Raw genomic sequence first — 15,062 nt, 5'->3', positions numbered from 1 at the left:
GTTGGGGGTGAGTGCAACGAACCCCAACATGAGCTGCGCCGTCCGCGTTGGGGTGCGCTTCGCTTACCCCAACCTACGTTTCCGATTCGTAGTTCAGTGGCTTGGGTACGTTCTATTTTATCTTGTCGATTCCCGTTAGGCCTTGCCTCGAGCGTGCGCCCCGGCGCGGGGTCGGGCGGCAGGGAGACCGCCCGAGCAGCCTTTCGCAGGGATGCGAATGGCTGCGGTGCCCCGTGACGGGGTGTGTGCTCGTGGTTTGCCCGTAGGGTCAAGGCCTTTCGGGCGCCTGTCTTTCGTACCTTTCTTTGGGCGTGCTAAAGAAAGGTACTCGGGCGCGTCACCAATTCAGATTAGAGCTGCCATCATCCGAATCGCGCCCGAAATAAACCACCCAAACCCGAAATCCAACATATTGCCTAGCAATATCGTCGATTACGGAGTAACAACCGCACAGTGCACTAGAATCGGACTTCCCTCCGATTCGATCAGCTGCCCTGTGAGCCTCGACACCCTACGCAACTGCCCCCTGTTCTCCGCCCTCGACGACGCCCAACTCGCCGAAGCCGCCGCCGACATGCGCCGCGTAACACTCGCCGCCGGCAGCACCCTGTTCCTGCAGGGCGACGAGGCGCAGCGGTACTACGTGGTCGACAGCGGCCTCATCAAACTGACGCGCCTGTCCAGCGACGGCGAGGAAAAAGTGATCGAAATGATCCGCCCCGGCGAATCCTTCGCCGAGGCGGTCATGTTCATGGACGCCACACGCTACCCGGTCACCGCTCAGGCCGTCGACGACAGCGTCGTACTGGGCCTGACCAACCAACGCTTCCTCGGTTTGCTGTACGAAAACAACCGACTCGCGCTGCGCATGCTGGGCCAGTTGAGCATGCGCGTACACGGACTGGTGCAGGAAATCGAGAAACTGACCCTGCACGACGCCACCTACCGTCTGGTCAACTATCTGATCGTGGAATGCGAGCGCAGCGCCAGCACCACACTCACGGCGTTCAAACAGGTCATTGCCTCGCGTCTAGGCATCACGCCGGAGACCTTTTCACGCCTGGTGCAGCGGCTGCGCAACGCCGGCCTGCTCGAATTGCACGGCGCCGAAGTCATCATCAAGGATCTCGTCGCCTTGCGCACCTATCTGATCGGGAACTGATGCCGATCCACACAAAATCCACGAGAAAAAATAATCATATTCTAATGAACTTGCCGCCATGCCGCAGGTCGAACGCTATCTTTCCACGGACATAGCGCAGCAGGAGGCTGACCCATGCAGACCACCCATTCATCCAACAACCGTGCCTGGACGCCCGAAAGCCTGTTTGCCCTCGTCGGCATCATGGCGCTCGGCGTGCGACTGGTACAGGGCTGGATCTTCTGGGGCGGCGCCTCGCGCAGGCTGTTCTACGATTTCCATTCCGCCCACGGCAGTCTTTACGCGGTGAAGATGGATCCGAGCGTGGCAGGCTACGTGGCCAACAAGCTGGTCCACGCCATGCCCGGCTCGATGTTCCCCGGACTGATCGAATGGATCGTGCTGCACGGCAGCTTCCTGCACTTCATGGTCTGGTTCTGGACGCTGGTGGAACTGGTCGTCGGCGTCGGCCTGATCCTGGGTATCGCCACCCGCTTCTTGGCCTTTGCCAGCATGGGCCTCAACGTCTCGCTGATGCTCATCTTCGGCTGGATGGGCTCGACCTGCGTGGACGAGTGGACCATGGCGGCCGCCGGCTTCGCCATGGGAACCACGCTCATGCTCACCGGCGGCGGCAGCTGGTCTCTCGACCAGTGGCTGGCCAATCGCTCGAACGCGCTCTCCGAGCGGGGCTGGTTTCGCCTGCTGTTTTCCGGCCCCCTGCCACTCGAGGTCACGCGCCGCTGGGGCATCGCGCTAGGCCTGTTATCACTGCTGTTCACCGCCGGTTTCTACCAGTATCTACACGGCGCCGTCTTTACGCCTCTGCACGCACGGGTCAATTTCCACCACTACTCGCTCGCCTTGAGTGACGCGACGGCAACCGCCGACGGCAGCGTACGCTTCTCCGCCTACGTGAATGCCGGCCCCGACACCGGCAAGCTGTACCTGATCGGAGCCGAACTGCTCAATGCCCGGGGCAATCCGGTCGAACAGTGGAGCGGACAACGGCTCAGTTCGCTGCCCTCCAAGGCCATAGACAACCGTTTCACGCAAGCCTGGGCATCGCAGTTCAAACCGACCGCCTACGGCATCGGCGGCGTGACCGGCGCCAAGGCCCGCATCGACCTGCCCGGTCTCGCGAACCTGCAGGCAGGCAGCTATACGCTGCGCCTGCGCGATATCGACGGCAAGCAATGGAAACTCCCGTTCACATTGAAGTGATGCCGAGCGGAGGATAGGTTCATACGCCCCGTGCATCGCGCGCTCGGCCGCATTAGCATTGACGGCAGACTCACGACTGCGATACCGGGATGAACGAGCCCCTGTCCATCCGAGGCGTCCTGCTCGACCTCAGTGGCGTACTGCATGTAGGCAACACCGCGCTACCAGGCGCAGTCTCCGCCCTGCGGAGACTGCGCTCCATCGGGCTGCCGCTGCGTTACGTGACCAACACCACGCGACAACCTCGCGTGAGCCTCGTCGAACGGCTTAATTCGATGGGCTTTGCGATCGCGGCGGAAGAAGTTCTCACGCCGACGCAGGCTGCTCTCGCGTATCTGAAGGATCATGCGCTACGCCCATATCTGCTGATACACCCCGAACTGCACGTCGAATTCTCCGGTATGGATACACGCAGCCCGAATGCCGTGGTACTCGGCGATGCCGCGCAGGATTTCACCTATGACAACCTGAACGCGGCCTTCCGCCTGCTGATGGAAGGCGCGCCACTATTGGCACTCGGCGACAACCGCTACTTTCGCGAGCCTGACGGGCTATCGCTCGATATCGGCCCGTTCAAGACCGCGCTCGAATACGCCGCCGACACCCGCGCCCGTGTACTGGGAAAACCCGCCCCGGCCTTCTTCCACCAGGCCGTCGCTGCACTGGGTTGCACACCGGCGGAAACGCTGATGATCGGCGACGATGCGACCGCCGATGTCGACGGCGCCCTGCGCGCCGGCCTGCAGGGCCTGCTCGTACGCACCGGCAAGTACCGCAACGGTGACGAAAGACGCATCGAATCCCCCGGGGCGGTGCTTCTGGACGACCTGCCGGCGGCGGTCGAATGGATTCTGGAAAAGCGCTGAACCGGCTTGCCCGGCCTCACTGCCGCGCCGTTTGCGCACGCAGACCGAAATAACCCACCAGCCCACCGCCCGCCGCCAATGCCGCTCCCATGACGAAACTGGCCGCAGGCGACACCCCGCTCCAGACGTAACCGCTAACCAAGGCGCCGAGCGCACCGCCTACGCCGAAGCCGACGCTGGAGTACAGTGCCTGGCCCCGGCCCTGCAAGCGTCCAGGGAAATAGCGGTAAATCAGATGAATCGCGGCGGCATGATAGATCCCGTAGCTGGCCGCATGCAGCGTCTGACCGAACACCAGCGCCGGCAGGCTGTCGACCAGGGCGGCGATCAGCAACCAGCGCACGGCGGTGGCGAACAATGCGAAGATGAGCAGGCGCCGCGCCCCGAAGCGCGGCAGCAGGCGTGGCATGAACAGAAACACCACGATTTCGGCCAATACGCCAAGCGCCCACAGCTGGCCGGTCAGGGCGGAACTGTAGCCATGCTCGCGCAGATACAGGGTGAAAAAGGCGTAGTACGGCCCGTGGCTGGCCTGGATCAGCAGGCAGGTCGCGAACAAGGCCAGTACCGCCGGCCGGCGCAGCACGGCCCCCATGCGATGATCGACGGTATCTCGATGGTCGACTGCCGGCGGCGCCGGCACGCTCAGGCTGGTCAGCCACAGCGCCGCCAACAGCGCGGCGATGACCGGGACCAGCCAGGTCACCGACACATGGCCGAAGGCCTCGCCGAGCAGCACCACGCTGACCACGAAACCGATCGAACCCCACAGGCGGATCCGGCTGTAGTGATGATCCGCCACGCCCAGATGCCCCAGCGTAGCGGCCTCGAACTGGGGCAGCGCCGCGTTCCAGAAAAAGCTGAACGCCCCGACCACCAGCGCCAGCCACCAGGCGCCGTGGCCGAGAAACACGCCGATGAAACTCAGCGCCGCAAGTAGTGCGCCGAGGCGAATGACCTGCATCCGCCGGCCGCTGCGATCGGCCAGCCACCCCCACAGAAAGGGGGCCACGATCTTGGTCGCCATCGGCACGGCCACCAGCACGCCGATGGCGACCGGCGCATAACCGAAATGCTGGAGATAGAGACTCCAGTACGGCACGAACGCGCCGGTGATTGTGAAATAGACGAAATAGAACGCGGACAGGCGCCAATACGGCGTTGCGGTGGAAGGGTCGGCAGTCGCGCGGGGAAACGGCGACATGCGCGTCAGCCGCGCCCGCCCTGCTCGTCGACCAGCGTCGACACGCGCCACCCGCCCGCACCGTCCAAGGACAGCTGCGCATGCAGCAGCGGCAGCACGTCCCGCAGCATCGCCTCCAGCCCCCACGGCGGATTCACCAACAGCATGCCGCTACCGTAGAGACCGCGCCCGGACGACGGTTCGTCAACGCTCAGTTCCGCCACCAGAATGTCAGGTATACCGAGCGTTGCGACTTCCTCCAACCAGGCTGCAGCCGGTTTGTTCGGCAGCAACGGGTACCACACGGCGACCAGCCCCTGGCGGAAACGCCCGTGAATCAGCTTCAGCGCCTGAGTCAGGCGCTGATACTCTCCGCGGGCCTCGTAGCTCGGATCGATGAGCACCAGCCCGCGCCCGCTGGCCGGCGGCAGATGCGCCTTGAGCGCCCGGTAGCCGTCGCCGTGCTCGGCGCGTGCACCGGGCAGGCCGCGCAGATTTTCGGCCAGGCGCGGGAACACGTTGTTGTGGCCTTCCACCGCCACCAGCCGGTCCTTTTCCCGCAACTGCCACACAACCAGGCGCGGCGAACCGGGATAGCGCAGCAGCTCGCCTTCGGCGTTCTCCGCCGCCACGGCATCCAACCAGGCATCGATCGCAGGATGCAGCCCGCGCTCGTCCCACAATCGCCCCACCCCGCCGCGGTATTCCCCGACCTTGAGCGCCTGGGCGCTGTTCAAGGCGTACAAGCCGTCACCGCCGTGGGTGTCCAGGACGAAGAACGGCTTGGCCTTGCGGCGCAGCGCCTCAAGCAGCGCGAGCAGCACCACGTGCTTGAGCACGTCGGCGTGGTTGCCGGCGTGAAAACCATGTTGATAGGCGAACATATGCGCAGTTTCTGCGATTCAGGGCGTCTGCGCGGGTATGTCGGCCAGCTCCGTGTGCACCTCGGCGTTCTGTGCACGCTGGCGCAGCATGTGGTCCATCAGCACGACCGCGAGCATCGCCTCGGCGATGGGCGTAGCTCGGATGCCGACGCAGGGATCGTGGCGCCCTTCGGTAACCACTTCCACCGGCTCGCCCTGCAGATTGACCGTACGCCCCGGCAGACGCAGGCTGGAGGTGGGCTTGAGCGCGATGCTCACGGTAATGGCCTGGCCGCTGGAGATGCCGCCGAGGATGCCACCGGCGTTGTTGCCGAGAAAACCCTCGGGGGTGATCTCGTCGCGATGCTCGGTGCCCTTCTGCTCCACGCTGGCAAAGCCGGCGCCGATCTCCACGCCCTTGACCGCGTTGATGCTCATCATGGCGTGGGCGATGTCGGCATCGAGCCGGTCGAAGATCGGCTCGCCCCAGCCGGGCGGTACGCCCACGGCCACCACGTTGACCCGCGCGCCGATGGAATCGCCCGATTTGCGCAGCGCGTCCATATAGGCTTCCAGCTCGGGGACCTTGGCGGCGTCCGGAAAGAAGAACGGATTTTCCTCGACCACGGACCAGTCGAAACCTTCCGGACGGATCGGTCCGAGCTGCGAAAGATAGCCGCGCACGGCCACGCCGAAACGTTCGGCCAGATACTTCTTGGCGATCGCCCCGGCGGCCACGCGCATGGCCGTCTCGCGCGCCGAGGAACGCCCCCCGCCGCGGTAGTCGCGCAGACCGTACTTCTTGTAGTAGGTGTAGTCGGCATGGCCCGGACGGAAGCGGTCCATGATCTTGCCGTAGTCCTTGGAACGCTGGTCGACGTTCTCGATCATCAGCGCGATCGGCGTGCCGGTGGTGCGCCCCTCGAACACGCCTGACAGAATGCGTACGTTGTCCGGTTCACGGCGCTGCGTGGTGTGGCGGGTCTTGCCCGGACGGCGGCGCTCGAGGTCTGCCTGCAGATCCGCCTCGCTCAGTTCCAGCCCTGGAGGGCAGCCGTCGACGATGCAGCCGATGGCCGCGCCGTGACTTTCGCCGAAGGACGTTACGGTGAAGAGTTTGCCGATGCTGTTGCCTGACATGTAGCGGAATTCCTGAGTAAACGTGGCCGGTTACGCCAAAGCGTCGGTCGACCGTGCCGGCAGACGTACGACCAAGCCCTCAATCATACCAGAGGCTCATCGGGAGCCTGCGCCACGCCAACACTGAGTCCGCCTTCGCCGGGCGCCGCGTCTTCGTGCGGGAGAGGCTCGTCCACCCAACGTCCGCCACCTAACAAACTCAGGCGGCGTTGATGAAAGACCCGCAGCGTGCTGCGGTGCGCCACACTGGCGATCGCGGCATTCGGCATCGTCTCGGTAAGCAGCGTGTACAGAGCACGCTCCGCGGGTTCGTCCAACGCTGAAGTGGCCTCATCGAGGAAGACGTAATCGGGCTGCTGAAGCAGCACGCGCGCGATGGCTACGCGCTGCTGTTCGCCCAGCGATAGCACCTGCGACCAAGGCTCGAGTTCGCCGAGGTGCGGAATGAGCGCAGGCAGGCCGACCGCCTCCAGCACGTCATGCAGCCGCTCGTCCGGCGTTGCCGGGCTGCCCGACGGATACAGCAGCACATTCCGCAGACTCCCGAGCGGCAGATACGGCCTCTGCGGCAGAAACAGCGCGCGGTCGCCGCTCGGCAGCTCGATCTCGCCCGAACCGAACGGCCACAGGCCCGCCATGGCGCGCAACAACGTGCTCTTGCCCACCCCCGAAGGTCCCGAGATCAACAGACGTTCACCGCGTTCGACGCTCAACGTCATGTCGCTCACGATGGTCTGTCCTGAAGGTAGACAGATATTCAGTCCCCGTACCTGCAGGCGCTCGCCCACACTCCGCTTGATACGCAGTTCCTGCGCCTGCATCTCCTCGATTTCCTCGATACGACCGAGGAAACCACGCAGTCGGTCGACCACCGCATGCCATTGAGCGAAGCTGTCGTAGCTCTGCGCCAGATAGGCGAAGGACCCCTGCACGTTGCCGAAAGCGGAACCCACCTGCATGAGGAATCCAAGGGGTACGGCTTTGGCGAAATAGGCCGAGGCCGTAGCGAGAATCGGCAAAATGATCGCAACTTGGCCGAAATAACTGCTGAACCAGTTGAAACGCTTTTGTCGCAGGATCAGGCGCTTATAGTTCCCGTACACGTGATCGAATCGGTAATCGAAATTGGCCCGCTCCTTGGCTTCACCGCCGTAGAGCGCCACCGCCTCGCTGTTCTCGCGCAAGCGCATCAGGCTGAAACGAAAGTCGGCCTGCAGGCGCTGCTGATGGTAGTTGAGGTGAATCAGGGGGTTGCCGACACGCGCCGCCACCCAGGTCCAGGCCACCGCGAAGAGCAGGGCCACCCACACCAGGAACCCGGGAATGTGGTGCTCGACACCGCCCCAGGGCACGATCACCTTGGCGGAAAGCACCCATAGAAGACCGGTAAACGCGACCAGATTGGTGATCGCATTGAGCATGCCCGTGAACAGGTTGCTGGTGGACTGGGCAAAGGAGGACAGGTCGTCGGCGATACGCTGATCGGGGTTGTCCTGACCGCGCTTGAACACCTCCATATGATAATAGGTGCGTGCACTCAGATAACGCGTCAGGAAACTACCCGTCAGCCAGCGTCGCCAGCGCAGGTCGAGCAACTGGGTCAAATACGTCTGATAGACGCTCAGGGCGATGAAAATGAACGCGAGAATGGCGAACTCGCCCAACAACCTCCAGAAAGAAACGCTGTCATAGTTCTGCAGCGCATTGTAGAAGGTGTTGTACCAATTGGTGATGCGCACATTGATGTAAACCACGCCGAGCGTAGTCAAAATCGTCAGGGCGAACAGTCCGCGCGCCGCCCAGCGTTCCTCGGAATTGAAGAAATACGGCTTGGCCAGATGCCAGGCATCGCGGAAGAACGCACGATCGAAACGCTGGTGCGCGCTGACCCCGGCGTCGGTCTTGTAATGGCTCATGCTGTCGCTGCTCTCCTGTCCGTTCGAACGGGCCGCTCAACCGTACCCAAGCCGGTCAAGCCGGATTGTACGCGAGTGCCCAGCCGTGTTCCCCTGCCGGGCTCTATGGTATACAGACTCGAAACAAGTTCCGCAGTTCGACGGAAGCATAACGACCGATGGGGACGAGGGACATGAATCGCATGACGTCGCTAAAGAATCTGTTCGCCACACTGCTGCTGCTCGGCCTGACGCTTGTCGCCACGCCCGGACACGCCGACGACCGCGCTGCGACGCTGCTCGGCAAGATGGACCAGGCGACCTCGATCGTCGAAGGCAAGGGACCGCACCTGATCTACGTGTTCTTCGACCCCAACTGCCCCTATTGCCACAAGCTCTACGAAGAACTGCGTCCTCACGTCAAGGCCGGCGGCCTCGAAGTCCGCTGGGTACCGGTCGGGATTCTCATGCGCACCAGCCTTGGTAAGGCCGCCGCCATCCTCGAAGCAAAGTCCCCCCTCCAGGCCTTCTACAAGAACGAAGACGACTGGAATTTCGGCGATACGCCGAACGGCGGCATCGAGCCGCTGCCGAAACCGACCGAAACGACCGTCTTCAAACTAAACGCCAATGCCGCGCTGCTCACCGAAGCCGGCATCAGCGGCGTCCCGGTCACGGTGTTCCGCGGCGACGACGGCAAGGCTTATTTCTTCACCGGCGCTCCCGATGCCGGACGCCTCACCGCAATCATCAAACACGTCCGTTAACGGCTACGGGCTATCGCCTCGCGCCCAATGAAGTAGAATGCAGCCCGTCGCAACGATCAACGCAAGGAAACGCGCAGTGTTCGACATCGAAAAAACGCGGATCGGAATCATCGGGCTGGGCTACGTCGGCTTGCCATTGGCCGTCGAATTCGGACTCCGATGGCCCACTCTGGGCTTCGACATCAACGCCAAGCGCATCGCCGAATTGCGCGCAGGCCACGACCACACGCGCGAGGTCGAACCCGAGGAACTGCGTGCGTCCACGCAGCTCAACTTCAGCGAGGATTTGCAGGACCTTCGCGAGTGCAATGTTTACGTCATCACCGTGCCCACCCCGGTCGACAGCAACAAGCGCCCCGACCTGAGCCCCCTGGAGTCGGCCAGCCGCACCGTAGGAAGCGTACTTGGCGCGGGTGACGTGGTGATCTACGAATCCACGGTCTACCCGGGCGCGACCGAGGAAGTCTGCGTGCCGATTCTCGAGCAGACCTCCGGCCTGCGCCTGAACGAAGATTTCTTCGTCGGCTACAGCCCGGAACGCGTCAACCCCGGCGACAAGCAGCACCGCGTGGCCAGTATCCGCAAGGTCACCTCCGGCTCCACCCCCGAGGCCGGACGCTTCGTCGATGCGCTCTATGCCCGCGTCGTCACTGCCGGCACGCATCTGGCCAGCAGCATCCGCGTGGCCGAAGCGGCCAAGGTCATCGAAAACACTCAGCGCGACGTCAATATCGCCCTGATCAACGAACTGGCGATGCTCTTCCACCGCCTCGGCATCGACACCCTCGAGGTACTGGAAGCCGCCGGCACGAAATGGAATTTCCTGCCCTTCCGGCCTGGACTGGTAGGTGGCCACTGCATCGGCGTCGACCCCTATTACCTCACGCACAAGGCGCAGGAAATCGGCCATCATCCGGAGATGATTCTCGCCGGCCGGCGCATCAACGACGACATGGGGGCTTACGTCGCCGAACGCATTCTCAAACTCATGACGCACCGCCGCATCCACGTCGTCGGTGCACGCATCCTGGTTCTCGGCCTGACCTTCAAGGAAAACTGCCCCGACCTGCGCAACACGCGCGTCGTCGACGTCATCGAGGAATTCCGCGCGTACCACGCCGAAGTCGAGGTCTACGACCCCTGGGTCGATGCGCAAGAGGCCGAACACGAATACGGGATCAGTCCGGTCACCGAGCCGGAACCGGGCACCTACGACGCCATCATCCTGGCCGTCTCGCACGACCAGTTCCGCGAACTCGGCGCCGCCGGCATCCGCGCGCTCGGACGCCCCGAATGCGTGCTGTTCGACGTCAAGTCCATGCTGCCCGTCGACGCCGTCGACGGCAGACTCTGAATCCACGAGAGAACACCGGAAACATGCGAGTACTCATCACCGGCAGCGCGGGCTTCATCGGTTCCAACCTCGCCCTGCGTCTGCTCGAACGCGGCGACGAAGTAATCGGTATCGACAACCTCAACGACTACTACGACGTCGAGCTCAAAATAGCCCGCCTGGCGCGCACGACCGGGCATGCCAACTACACCGACATACGCGCCGACATCGCCGACCGTGCAGCCATGGACAAGGTGTTCGCCGAACACCGCCCTCAGCGCGTGGTCAACCTCGCCGCCCAGGCCGGCGTACGCTATTCGTTGGAAAATCCGCACGCCTACGTCGAAACCAATCTGGTCGGTTTCGCCAACATTCTCGAAGGCTGTCGCCACCACGGCGTCGAGCATCTGGTCTACGCCTCGTCGAGCTCCGTCTACGGCGCCAACACGCGCATGCCGTTTTCCGTGCACGACAACGTCGACCACCCCGTCAGCCTCTACGCCGCCAGCAAGAAGGCCAACGAGCTGATGGCGCATACCTACAGCCATCTCTACGGCCTGCCGACCACCGGGCTGCGCTTCTTCACCGTGTACGGTCCATGGGGCCGGCCGGACATGGCGCTGTTCCTGTTCACGCGCAAGATCCTCGCCGGCGAACCCATCGACGTCTTCAACTACGGCAAGCACCGGCGCGACTTCACCTATATCGACGACATCGTCGAAGGCGTGATCCGCACCCTGGACCATGTTGCCCAAGCCAATCCGGACTGGTCCGGCGACGCGCCCGACTCCGCCACCAGCCGTGCGCCCTACCGCCTCTACAATATCGGCAACAATCAACCGGTCGAACTGATGCACTACATCGAGGTACTGGAGAACCACCTCGGGCGCAAGGCGGAAAAGAACCTGCTACCGCTACAGCCCGGGGACGTGCCGGATACCTACGCGGACGTCAGCGATCTGGTCGCAGATGTGGGCTATCAGCCGGGCACCAGCGTCGAAGACGGAATCGGAAATTTCGTCGAGTGGTATCGGGAGTATTACGGCATCTGAAGAGGAAAAGCATGCGCGGAGGTTCTGACGCCCTCCGCCGGCGGGCATAAATTCAGCCGAGATCGAAATGCACCACGTCGCGGTGCAAATGACCGTTAAAACCATGCCCCAGCATCATCACGCCCGGTCCGGTCAGTAGCAGTTCGCCTCCCCTGACCCGATGCACGCCTTCGGTACCGTGAAAACGCACGAAAGTGCCATTACGGCTGGAATCGATCAGCACATACTCCGCGCCACGCCGCTCGATCCGGGCATGATGCCGGGAGACGACCGGCTCCGGCACCACGATATCGCAATCACTCTGCCGACCGACCACCAGATGCTCGCCATGCATCACCACATCACGCCCCTGGAAGCGCAAACGCAGTTCTCGGCCCCGCTCCTCGACATCAGCCGCATCACCGGCCTCCCGTACCCTGCGCTCGACCACGCGGCGCCGGTTGTGCGTCACCAGATTTCCCTGGCTGTCGATCAGCGGATAAGCGGATACGTTATCCCAGCGTCGGCGTTCGGTCTTTCGTCTCTCGTACATGGGCAAACCTCGTTCCTAATTTTAGTCTAGCCAGTTCCGCGCGCCGAAAACACCGCTTGGCTCCAACTATCCGATTATCTGTCCGTTTCACCCAACAGGTCGCGATACAAGCCGAGCAGACGCTCCGCCATCTGCTCGGCCGTCCAACCCTCTACAAGCTTGCGCGATGCATAACCAAGCCGCTCGCGGATTCCGTGGTCCAGAAGCTCGCGCATACGCCAGACCAAGCCATCCACATCGAGAGCGTCGCAGACATAGCCATTCTCCCCATCGCGAATCAGGTCTACAGCGCCGCACTTACTGCTGGTCACGACAGGCAGGCCGCTTGCCATCGCCTCCAGCACCACGTTGGGAAATGGGTCGTACAAGGTCGGCAGCACGAATGCGTCGGCGGCTCCGTAGTAGGGCGCTGTCTCTTCCTGAGCGCCGACGAAACGCACGCGCGCCGCGACGCCCAGACGATGTGCCAATCGCTCGTAGCGGCGCATGTGGCGATCCTTGCCCACCACGACCAGATAACAGTGCAGGGGTAACCGTTTGAGCGCTCTGAGCACCTGCGCCAGCCCCTTGCGCGCATAGCCCGATCCCACGAACAGATACACCAGCGAACGCTCCGGTATGGTCAGTCTCGTCAGCAGAGCCTGCCGAAAACGGCTACGCAACAGAGGAGAGAAGCGCTCCAGATCGACCGCGTTGTAGATAACCTCCAAACGCACGTCCAACGGGCCGAAGTACTTCAATATCTCATCCCGAACCATCTCCGAATTGCAGATCACGGCCTGCAGCCGGGGACTGGCAAAAACCCGCTGCTCCGCTGAGCGCACATGCCGATGATAGGGGCTGAATGCCTGCGCCAGCCGCCCGAAGACACCCATCGTTCGTCTCCGCTGACGCAACCATTCGCGATGCACCCCGTCACCGGCACGGTAGATATCGCAACAGGCCAGCCGTTCATGCGACTGAACCAGGTCGAAGCCTCTCGTTTCAACCACCGCGCAGGCCGTTTTTGCGAAACCGTGGTCGCGCCACAGCCTGCCGATGTAGAAAGGCCTGATCTTCACCGCCTCAACGCCGGGTTGATGGCGCCAGTGTCGCGTGATGACTGACAACCTCGCACCGCTCTCGACCAGCGCCTCCAGCGCAGCCGCGGCAAAACGCTCGGCTCCGCCGAAACTGGTGTACTTCTGACGAATAAGGGCAATGCGTGGCGTAGTCATGAAAACAGCGTACACATGAGGTATCCGGGATGGGCGGAAAGTCTACCAGCACCGGACGGGAATTGAGCCACGAATACCTCAGGACGCGCCGATCAAAAGACTGCCCGGCCGATCTGCGGCGTTACACACCTAGCCAAGGGCCTGCGCCTGCGAGTCACGCCTTGATTCGGGGCCATGCTCAAGCCCTGAAGGGGAAAGCCATGTGTGCCGGAGCAATAAGCAACGTGTCTCTCAGGCATCGTGCCCCCGTCAAGACACCGACTGCACACGGCCAGTTGAGTTCCGACACTTCCCTTTTCCATGAACATGCTGACTTTGACGCGAGCTCTGATCGCTTAGGGAATCAGCTCTTCAGGACACGATCCCAGCCCCCGCGCACATGCTCGGCAACAACCGTCAAGAAACCAATGTCTTCTTTGCCCCATCGAACGGTGACACGAAACGATGCGTATATCAGCGATTCCGAAATCGCAGCCTCAAAACAAACGACATGGAGAATGCCAAGCAAGATGGACAAATTGACATTCATCAAACAGCCCAAACAAACACCATATTATTCTTTGAATTTGTAGTAAAAAATCCACCACAGAGGGAAAGTAGATCGATATTTTGCCAAACTGGACGATAATAAATATCGATAGTTTTAGAGATATCGCAGTCGTATAGATCAAGACGCTTATGTTTTAGGAAGTGCAACCGATATACAGACATTACTCAGCGAACCATGAGAATTTACCCCTCAAAAGTAGCAGTTTCATACCATGAATTACCCAAGAATGGCCTAAAAACCTTTTATCCCAAAAATCATGGCAGAAAACTACCAAATTAATGAGCGAACCTAATCCAAAAAAGCGAAAAGCCGCGCATCAAGAGCTGCCCGAGGACTGGCTGCACGGATTCACACAGCGCCTGCGCACCTGCAGCAGGATCGCCGGGTCAGGAGAGGCCCTAGCCAGACAGACATCGATTCCGCGCAGAACCCTTGAAACCTATTTGAGTGGCCGAGTCGAACCCAAAACATCCCGGCTTATAGCGATCGCCAACGCCGCCAATGTCAGCGTCGATTGGCTCGCGACGGGCAACACCATGTTCGAAACACCGAAAACCGGCGTAGAGGCTTATTACGCGCACTTTCCCGTGCACACCTGCTTTCCGGTCATGCAGGAACTTACCAACACGGGACAAAACTTGCCCTCAGAAGCTCCGAAACCACCACTGAGCTTCGATCTGACATGGCTCAGGCAGGAATTCGCCGCATCCCCTGAGGATATCTGTGCGGTGGTGTTGGGCAGCGAGGCGATGAACCCGACTCTGCGGCCAAGCAATATCGTGTTGGTCGATCTCAGAAAGTCTGGACACGCTTTCGAGGAAGGGCTTCATCTGCTGCGCTACGGCGACGGCATGGCGGTACGGCGCCTGCAACGCGGGCCCGACGGCAGCGTCGCCCTGTCCTGCGACAATCCCGCCTACGAAACGCTGCATTTGACGGCAGAGGAGTTCGTGGAGAAAGTGGAGATCATCGGGCGCGTCATCTGGTTCGGGCGCAAGCCCTGAGTTGGACGATCGGCATAAAAAAGCCCCGGCCATAGCCGGGGCTTTCATGTTGGCGTCCCCAAGGGGATTCGAACCCCTGTTACCGCCGTGAAAGGGCGGTGTCCTGGGCCTCTAGACGATGGGGACGTCTAAAACGGTACTGCCTGTTACTGTCTTGGCCCGAACATCAAAGCCGTCATGACTCCCGTGAACAACAACAGGAATCCGATCGGCACCATGGTCAGAAAGAATTCGGCATAAGCTGCCGAACGATCTCCCACCATGAAAAAAATTCCCAAGGTGGTCGGCCCTCAGC

At 61.9% G+C, this 15,062-nt stretch carries 14 protein-coding genes and 1 tRNA gene; 7 read left to right on the top strand and 8 right to left on the bottom strand.

What is annotated here, in order from left to right; all coding sequences use genetic code 11:
* Positions 1-496 precede the first annotated feature (496 nt).
* The 3 genes from P8014_RS18175 (at position 497) to P8014_RS18165 (ending at position 3,231) form a co-directional block, all read left to right on the top strand.
* Entirely contained in the window at positions 497-1,162 is a 666-nt protein-coding gene (locus P8014_RS18175) for a Crp/Fnr family transcriptional regulator (RefSeq protein WP_337818736.1), read from the top strand.
* Between the two features lie 114 nt (positions 1,163-1,276).
* The gene (locus tag P8014_RS18170; protein WP_337818735.1) at positions 1,277-2,365 is read left to right on the top strand and encodes a TQO small subunit DoxD; all 1,089 of its coding nucleotides are present in this window, start codon (positions 1,277-1,279) and stop codon (positions 2,363-2,365) included.
* 89 nt (positions 2,366-2,454) lie between these two features.
* A complete protein-coding gene (locus P8014_RS18165) occupies positions 2,455-3,231 on the top strand; it encodes a TIGR01458 family HAD-type hydrolase (RefSeq protein ID WP_337818734.1) in 777 nt (258 codons plus the stop codon).
* A gap of 16 nt (positions 3,232-3,247) precedes the next feature.
* On the opposite strand, the gene P8014_RS18160 is transcribed toward P8014_RS18165, so the two are convergent.
* The 4 genes from P8014_RS18160 to P8014_RS18145 form a co-directional block, all read right to left on the bottom strand.
* Entirely contained in the window at positions 3,248-4,435 is a 1,188-nt protein-coding gene (locus P8014_RS18160) for an MFS transporter (protein WP_337818733.1), read from the bottom strand.
* 5 nt (positions 4,436-4,440) lie between these two features.
* Positions 4,441-5,298, bottom strand: a complete 858-nt coding sequence (gene rlmJ / locus P8014_RS18155) for a 23S rRNA (adenine(2030)-N(6))-methyltransferase RlmJ (RefSeq protein WP_337818732.1) — start codon at positions 5,296-5,298, stop codon at positions 4,441-4,443.
* Positions 5,299-5,316: 18 nt separating this feature from the next.
* Positions 5,317-6,417, bottom strand: a complete 1,101-nt coding sequence (gene aroC, locus P8014_RS18150; protein WP_337818731.1) for a chorismate synthase — start codon at positions 6,415-6,417, stop codon at positions 5,317-5,319.
* A gap of 83 nt (positions 6,418-6,500) precedes the next feature.
* On the bottom strand, positions 6,501-8,333 hold the full coding sequence (locus P8014_RS18145; protein ID WP_337818730.1) for an ABC transporter ATP-binding protein/permease: 1,833 nt from the start codon (positions 8,331-8,333) through the stop codon (positions 6,501-6,503).
* 173 nt (positions 8,334-8,506) lie between these two features.
* On the opposite strand from P8014_RS18145, the gene P8014_RS18140 reads away from it, so the two are divergent.
* From P8014_RS18140 to P8014_RS18130, 3 genes are read left to right on the top strand one after another with little or no spacing between them, the layout of a single operon-like run.
* Positions 8,507-9,079 carry a thioredoxin fold domain-containing protein gene (locus P8014_RS18140; protein WP_337818729.1) on the top strand — a complete coding sequence of 191 codons (573 nt, stop codon included), beginning with the start codon at positions 8,507-8,509 and terminating at the stop codon, positions 9,077-9,079.
* 37 nt (positions 9,080-9,116) lie between these two features.
* A complete protein-coding gene (gene tviB / locus P8014_RS18135) occupies positions 9,117-10,433 on the top strand; it encodes a Vi polysaccharide biosynthesis UDP-N-acetylglucosamine C-6 dehydrogenase TviB (protein ID WP_337818728.1) in 1,317 nt (438 codons plus the stop codon).
* Between the two features lie 23 nt (positions 10,434-10,456).
* Positions 10,457-11,464, top strand: a complete 1,008-nt coding sequence (locus P8014_RS18130) for an NAD-dependent epimerase (protein ID WP_337818727.1) — start codon at positions 10,457-10,459, stop codon at positions 11,462-11,464.
* A gap of 52 nt (positions 11,465-11,516) precedes the next feature.
* Here P8014_RS18130 and P8014_RS18125 read toward each other — a convergent pair whose 3' ends face one another.
* A complete protein-coding gene (locus tag P8014_RS18125) occupies positions 11,517-11,996 on the bottom strand; it encodes an FHA domain-containing protein (protein WP_337818726.1) in 480 nt (159 codons plus the stop codon).
* Positions 11,997-12,070: 74 nt separating this feature from the next.
* Positions 12,071-13,213: a glycosyltransferase family 4 protein gene (locus P8014_RS18120; RefSeq protein ID WP_337818725.1), complete on the bottom strand. Its 1,143-nt coding sequence runs from the start codon at positions 13,211-13,213 to the stop codon at positions 12,071-12,073.
* Positions 13,214-14,299: 1,086 nt separating this feature from the next.
* Between P8014_RS18120 and P8014_RS18115 the strand changes: the two genes are divergently transcribed.
* A complete protein-coding gene (locus tag P8014_RS18115; protein WP_337818724.1) occupies positions 14,300-14,767 on the top strand; it encodes a S24 family peptidase in 468 nt (155 codons plus the stop codon).
* A 50-nt stretch (positions 14,768-14,817) separates the two neighbouring features.
* Here the strand turns inward: P8014_RS18115 and P8014_RS18110 are convergent.
* Together P8014_RS18110 and P8014_RS18105 are read right to left on the bottom strand one after the other, a co-directional pair.
* Positions 14,818-14,893 (bottom strand) — tRNA-Glu (locus P8014_RS18110).
* Positions 14,879-15,062, bottom strand: a 184-nt coding sequence (locus P8014_RS18105) for a hypothetical protein (protein ID WP_337818723.1), incomplete at its 5' end; no start/stop codon positions are given. The genes P8014_RS18110 and P8014_RS18105, both read right to left, overlap by 15 nt.

The sequence above is a fragment of the Acidihalobacter sp. genome (genome assembly GCF_037381185.1).
Classification (GTDB): Bacteria; Pseudomonadota; Gammaproteobacteria; order DSM-5130; family Acidihalobacteraceae; genus Acidihalobacter_A.
Note: the sequence above shows the minus strand (reverse complement) of the source record. Positions and strands in the feature narration are given on the sequence as shown.

Excerpts from the sequence above, each read along its gene's own strand:
- P8014_RS18170 (WP_337818735.1), top strand. The coding sequence starts at position 1,277 with ATGCAGACCACCCATTCATCCAACAACCGTGCCTGGACGCCCGAAAGC.
- P8014_RS18165 (WP_337818734.1), top strand. The coding sequence starts at position 2,455 with ATGAACGAGCCCCTGTCCATCCGAGGCGTCCTGCTCGACCTCAGTGGC.
- P8014_RS18160 (WP_337818733.1), bottom strand. The coding sequence starts at position 4,435 with ATGTCGCCGTTTCCCCGCGCGACTGCCGACCCTTCCACCGCAACGCCG.
- rlmJ (WP_337818732.1), bottom strand. The coding sequence starts at position 5,298 with ATGTTCGCCTATCAACATGGTTTTCACGCCGGCAACCACGCCGACGTG.
- aroC (WP_337818731.1), bottom strand. The coding sequence starts at position 6,417 with ATGTCAGGCAACAGCATCGGCAAACTCTTCACCGTAACGTCCTTCGGC.
- P8014_RS18145 (WP_337818730.1), bottom strand. The coding sequence starts at position 8,333 with ATGAGCCATTACAAGACCGACGCCGGGGTCAGCGCGCACCAGCGTTTC.
- P8014_RS18140 (WP_337818729.1), top strand. The coding sequence starts at position 8,507 with ATGAATCGCATGACGTCGCTAAAGAATCTGTTCGCCACACTGCTGCTG.
- tviB (WP_337818728.1), top strand. The coding sequence starts at position 9,117 with ATGCAGCCCGTCGCAACGATCAACGCAAGGAAACGCGCAGTGTTCGAC.
- P8014_RS18130 (WP_337818727.1), top strand. The coding sequence starts at position 10,457 with ATGCGAGTACTCATCACCGGCAGCGCGGGCTTCATCGGTTCCAACCTC.
- P8014_RS18125 (WP_337818726.1), bottom strand. The coding sequence starts at position 11,996 with ATGTACGAGAGACGAAAGACCGAACGCCGACGCTGGGATAACGTATCC.
- P8014_RS18120 (WP_337818725.1), bottom strand. The coding sequence starts at position 13,213 with ATGACTACGCCACGCATTGCCCTTATTCGTCAGAAGTACACCAGTTTC.
- P8014_RS18115 (WP_337818724.1), top strand. The coding sequence starts at position 14,300 with ATGTTCGAAACACCGAAAACCGGCGTAGAGGCTTATTACGCGCACTTT.